The sequence below is a fragment of the Rubritalea sp. genome (assembly GCF_039830215.1).
GTDB lineage: Bacteria > Verrucomicrobiota > Verrucomicrobiia > Verrucomicrobiales > Akkermansiaceae > Rubritalea.
The window spans coordinates 1-5,494 of record NZ_JBDOPO010000183.1 but is presented as its reverse complement, the minus strand read 5'-3'; the positions used below and the strand labels follow the sequence as shown (position 1 = coordinate 5,494).

5 protein-coding genes are annotated in these 5,494 nt (G+C 45.1%); 1 reads left to right on the top strand and 4 read right to left on the bottom strand.

Features of this window, described 5'->3' with window-relative positions; all coding sequences use genetic code 11:
• Positions 1 to 1,022 (bottom strand): prepilin peptidase (locus tag ABGY95_RS06200; protein WP_347440827.1); only part of this gene is annotated, 1,022 nt, incomplete at its 3' end.
• Positions 1,023 to 1,099: 77 nt separating this feature from the next.
• Between ABGY95_RS06200 and ABGY95_RS06195 the strand changes: the two genes are divergently transcribed.
• Positions 1,100 to 2,413 carry a CCA tRNA nucleotidyltransferase gene (locus ABGY95_RS06195; protein ID WP_347440826.1) on the top strand — a complete coding sequence of 438 codons (1,314 nt, stop codon included), beginning with the start codon at positions 1,100 to 1,102 and terminating at the stop codon, positions 2,411 to 2,413.
• Here the strand turns inward: ABGY95_RS06195 and ABGY95_RS06190 are convergent.
• From ABGY95_RS06190 to ABGY95_RS06180, 3 genes are read right to left on the bottom strand one after another with little or no spacing between them, the layout of a single operon-like run.
• A complete protein-coding gene (locus ABGY95_RS06190; protein ID WP_347440825.1) occupies positions 2,410 to 3,039 on the bottom strand; it encodes a signal peptidase II in 630 nt (209 codons plus the stop codon). The two genes, ABGY95_RS06195 and ABGY95_RS06190, sit on opposite strands and share 4 nt — an antisense overlap.
• 36 nt (positions 3,040 to 3,075) lie before the next feature.
• Positions 3,076 to 3,984: a rhodanese-related sulfurtransferase gene (locus ABGY95_RS06185; protein WP_347440824.1), complete on the bottom strand. Its 909-nt coding sequence runs from the start codon at positions 3,982 to 3,984 to the stop codon at positions 3,076 to 3,078.
• A gap of 36 nt (positions 3,985 to 4,020) precedes the next feature.
• Positions 4,021 to 5,457, bottom strand: a complete 1,437-nt coding sequence (locus ABGY95_RS06180) for a nitrilase-related carbon-nitrogen hydrolase (protein WP_347440823.1) — start codon at positions 5,455 to 5,457, stop codon at positions 4,021 to 4,023.
• Positions 5,458 to 5,494 lie beyond the last annotated feature (37 nt).

The following is a 5,494-nucleotide window of genomic DNA, read 5'->3' as shown; positions in this document are numbered from 1 at the left end:
GGCCCAACCTGCATCTCCTTGCAAAAACCTAGGCTGTTAAATCCAGCCCAGCCAATGCTAACCATACAAGCTGCAAAAATGGTTAGCAACAACGAGGCTGGGCCCAAACACGCACCAAGCATACCGAGCAGGTCCACATCTCCCATTCCCATTGCCTCTCTGGGCACGATCGCTCTGCGGGCTTCACCGTCAAGTGACCTCAACTTCTCTATAGAGTAGACCTCACCATCGACCTTTACTTGGTTATTGCAGATTTCAACCAGATCAGCCTTTACCTCAACTCCATCCACTCGGACAAACTTCAGATCATCGATCAACAGTTTATCAGTCTTACGGTAAAAAATATCTGACCAGCCAATGACTTCTTCACCAAAGACAAAACACAATTCTTCTTCGTCTGATTCAGGCTCTTTTAGCATCCATGCAGTTTGCTTTTCATAGACATAGGATTGCTTTCCAAAAGCCAATTTCCCTAGCAAAACCACCAGCCACAGACTCACCCAACCTATAGCAAAACCAAAACAGGACTTCAGCAAACCACGGGTCCATTCTGTCTCTCCGAAAAACTCGGGATGCCAAGCAGCCATACTCAAGCCCAAAATACTTCCACTAATAGTCAACTGGCGAGGAATCACCATCAATTCAATATCAATAGCAGAGATCACAATAAAAATAGAACTCAACAGCATAAAGAAAATAGCCACCGATGGGTCATCAAAATACAACCAACTGCCCCCCCAGACCAACGCGGTGAGCAACTCCACTATAAAATAACGCACCGGAATCGAGCAATCACACTCAGCACACTTCCCTCGTTGCAATAGCCAAGTCACTAAAGGGATATTCCGCCACATTGGTATTGGTTTTTTACACACAGGGCAGAAACTACGCTTAGGAACATTGACTGACAAACCACGTGGAAGCCTGTAAATGGCAACATTCAAAAATGACCCTATAGCTGCCCCTAAAAGTAAAGCTGTGATACCGTATAAGGGATGGGTCCAAGGTAAAAGCAATGTCATGGTGCCGATATTCAAACTCGACAAACTGAGCACGCAATCCCCAAATACATTAAGTACACAATTTCTTTCCCAAAACTATGCATAATTTCCTCAAAGCCGCTCAAAAAATAGCACACACACTTCATTTAGAAGGTCACACTTGCTACTTCGCTGGCGGTTGCGTTCGGGATACCTTGCTCAACAAGACTCCTAATGACTTCGACCTTGCGACTTCCGCAACTCCCAAGCAAGTTCTCAAACTTTTTCCTAAATCTGACCCTATAGGAGCACACTTCGGTGTGATTCTTGTGCGGGCACATGGCTTGTCATTTGAAGTCGCCACATTTCGCACTGACGGAACTTACTCTGACAATAGGCGACCTACCTCAGTAACCTATTCATCACCACAGGAAGACGCTGCTCGACGCGATTTCACAGTCAATGGACTTTTCCAAGACCCCCTCACTAATGAGATCATAGATTTCGTCAATGGAACCGTTGATCTCGAGCAAAAAATCATTCGAGCCATAGGCAACCCTCTCGAGCGATTTCAAGAAGACGCCCTACGCTTGATGCGGGCCATCCGCTTTGCTACTAAACTCAATTTCGAAATTGAACCCGCGACCTGGACAGCCATTTGCGAGAATGCTCATCTACTCGAACACATAGCTATCGAACGCATACAAGCTGAGTTTAACCAAATTCTTCTCCATAAAGCTCGCGCACGAGGATTAGATCTGATGATCAAATCAGGACTGATTCGCTACTGTGTCCCAGAAGTTTTAGACCTAATAGGCTGTGAGCAACCACCCCAATTCCACCCGGAAGGTGACGTCTACGTTCATACAAAAATAATGCTTAATATGATCAGTGGTGAACCCACTCTTGAGCTTTGTCTAGCCGTACTCTTACACGACATAGGTAAGCCAGCTACGTACAGCTACAACCCAGCTGAAGACCGCATACGCTTCAGCGGCCACGACCAAGTGGGTGCCGAAATGGCGGAAGTAATACTCAGACGCCTCAAATACTCCAACAAAACAATCGAGGAAGTCTGTGCTATGGTAAAAAACCACATGAACTTCATGAATGTTCGGTTCATGAAGACGTCAAAAGTGAAACGCTTTATGGCTAGGCCAACCTACCAACAAGAAATGGAACTCCATCGCGTAGACTGCGGAAGTAGCAACGGAATCACTGAGAACTACGATTTTCTGCGCGCTAAAGAGGAGGAGTTCGCTGCGGAACCACTCATACCGAAACCTCTTCTCTCCGGAAAAGATTTAATCGCTCTCGGCTACAAACCCGGACCTGAGTTCAAACCTCTATTAGAGGCCATACAAAACGAACAACTTGAAGGTAAACTTACCACTAGAGAGCAAGCTATTAGTTGGCTCGCTGATAAGCATTAAACGCCGTTCTTAGGTTTCTTTTCTTCAGCCTTAAACGCTGAAAGAAAAAGAAGGCTTGCAGCAATACAGATACAACTATCAGCCACGTTGAATGAAGGCCACCGGTAGTCGATAAGGGGGATTGTGACATCGATGAAGTCTACCACGTATCCTTCACTTAGACGTGTCCAAAAACTCTCTGCCTCGTAGCCCTTCAAGAAAAACCCTTGTGTTAGACGGTCAATCAAATTGCCAATAATTCCAGCGACTAACAAAGGAGCTGACCACTTCGCAATCCCCTCAAAAACGCCTTTTTTCCAAAGCAAACTCACCACGATCAAAGCGACAAACGGAACAATAAGAAACACGACAGGGGCCCAGGCGCTTCCGTTGCCAAAGCCGAAGGCTACACCCTGATTGTGTACCCGACTAATGTTAAAAATCCCGTCGATGACCGGAATTGACTCAACATGATTACTAGCCAACCAATACTTCCCCTGAAACTCACCACGAGGAGGTAAGTAAGGGAACACTTGGAATGGCAAATATGGTTGCTTAAAATTAAAGACAACCCACCACTTTGTGATCTGGTCGATCACAATCAAGGGCAGTGAAATTTTCAGTAATAATGGAATCAAACGCGGCATACAGGAAACCTGCACGGCTGAGAAAAAAGGTAAAGCTTACTTCACCACTCCTTCGTATTTCACCGTGTAAACATCAAGGCAAGCATCAGAGCAACAGCGCTTGGTTTCAGCCTCGCAGTCTTCGCAACAAAAGTGTTGAGCATTACATGCCTTATTCTTGCAGTTCACATATCGCTCACTTGGACTTCCGCAACTCACACAATGTGCTACTACTTTTGGGTTCACTTGATTCACTGGAACTCCGATACGTTCATCAAACACATAGCACTGGCCATCGAAATCTTCCCCTTGGACTTCAGAATCTTTACCGTATTTAACAATACCTCCGTGTAGTTGGCTCACATCTTCAAAACCCTCTTTAACAAGAAAACCACTAAACTTTTCACAGCGAATTCCGCCTGTGCAATAGGTCAAAATTTTCTTTCCTTCAAACTTCTCTCGGTTGTCGCGAATCCATTCAGGTAAGTCACGGAATGCAGGAACTGGTGGGCGTATTGAATTTTTAAAATGACCTAGATCCCACTCATAGTCATTTCGCGCATCAATAATCACAGCATTAGGATCCTTGATAGCTTCACACCATTCTTTAGGCTCCATATAATTGCCGGTGCAATCATTTGGAGAAAAGTCATCTTCACCCAAACCTAAAGTCACAATCTCGTCACGAGCCTTGATTGAAAGCTTAGGGAACACATGGTCTTGTTCAGGGTCGATTTTGAACTCGATCGCTGATGTCAGCGCATCATTCTTCATAGCATCCTTATACTTTTGGCAATTCTCAGTCGTTCCGGAAAGAGTTCCATTGATCCCCTCTTTACCAACAATAACTCGCCCTCTCAGCTCTAGCTTCTCACATAACGTGCGGTGGGAATCTCGGTACACCTCTGGATTTTCGATGTCGACATAGAGGTAGTAAAGAAGGACTTGATACGGAGCGTCTTGCATGCAAAATCGGTAGCGTAACTCACTATGAGCATCAACTCAATTTCTGCGGCATCCCCACAATCGTTGTACACACTTACACACAAGAATAACTATCCAAGCACCAGAAACAGTCAACATAGCCCAAGGAAATAGCCATCCGAATCGAGTGTAGACTGTCTGAGTAGTCCTAATTGGTAATTCAACATGCATCCATCCATTCTCCATAGGCTTCAGCCATTCGCGCCTAACACCGTGAGCATCGATCAGCTGAGTGATTCCAGAGCCCGTCGAAACAACCATCCAACGTCCATTCTCGGCCGCTCTGTGTCTAAATAGCTCCGCATGTTGCCAATGTTCCCGCTCAGTCCAACTTTCAGCATCGAGACTGGGCACAGCAAAAAAAGTGGCTCCGTCTGCTGTCATTCTCCTGACAACTCCCTCATAATCATTATCAAAACAAATTGGCGTACCGAAACTCAGCCCCTTAGCTTGCAAAGATTTTGCTTCTTCCCCAGCCCTGCCATCATCAAAAAAGTGCACAGGATAATTCTTATAGTGCACGCCAGCCACTCCATCATCAGTCAAACTTAAAGCAGTGTTGTACCAATAATCTTCAACTTCAGTCATAGTACCTACTATCACTATCGCGTTTCGTGCCGTTGCTAAGTCAGTCAGAGCCCTCCAAATGTGCTTAGATTCCCGAACATCCCGCCCGAACGCATACTCAGGCAGCAAGATGACTTCCACTTCTTTCTCGCACTCAGCAATCATCTCGAGATAACTCTCTAAAAAGCCATTTTCGGACTGTAATGCTAGAACCCGAACTTTCTGACCTGAATCAGTATCGGGCTTTACTAAGACACTAGCTACAAGCATCAGAATTAATACAGCCAGCCCCCATTTTCTTTGTCGATCCTGAATCAGTAGACTGCAACCAAGGACAATCAGAAAGCCTCCTCCATATACACCGATGATTGGCGTCAATACGGTAGGCCCAAGCCCAAGCCCTGGAGTCATCCACGGAAACCCTAACGGAAACAACTCAGCTCTAAAAAATTCTATTCCCGTCCACAGAGCTGCATATAGAAATGAATACCACCATCTAACTCTATATAAACTGCAAGAATAACTAACCAATAAGCAAAAGACTCCCGTAAAGGACGCCATCATAAAAACTAAAGGCACAACCATATAGGGAGTAGCTTCAAAAACCTCCGTTAGCCAAGACAACGTTGCACCGTAGAAAACAAGTCCATGCAATACGCCTAGACGTGTTGCCACTTTAACGGGCGCCCCGCTAATCCCAAGTAATAATGGAAACCACGCAACGACCGATAAAAATGAGAAAGAAATTGGTGGAAAACAAAGTACTCCTAGTAGAGCACTCAGTAAGACTAGCAATATTCTTTTAAGCAAAGACACATAGATGAAATAGACACCCCACCACGGATTACCAGAGAAATGCTGCGCAAGTTTTTGTCTGTAAAAGCTCATTTAGGTTAGGGCTGAAGCTGCTATTTTTTGTTGTTTT

Excerpts from the sequence above, each read along its gene's own strand:
- ABGY95_RS06185 (WP_347440824.1), bottom strand. The coding sequence starts at position 3,984 with ATGCAAGACGCTCCGTATCAAGTCCTTCTTTACTACCTCTATGTCGAC.
- ABGY95_RS06180 (WP_347440823.1), bottom strand. The coding sequence starts at position 5,457 with ATGAGCTTTTACAGACAAAAACTTGCGCAGCATTTCTCTGGTAATCCG.
- ABGY95_RS06190 (WP_347440825.1), bottom strand. The coding sequence starts at position 3,039 with ATGCCGCGTTTGATTCCATTATTACTGAAAATTTCACTGCCCTTGATT.
- ABGY95_RS06195 (WP_347440826.1), top strand. The coding sequence starts at position 1,100 with ATGCATAATTTCCTCAAAGCCGCTCAAAAAATAGCACACACACTTCAT.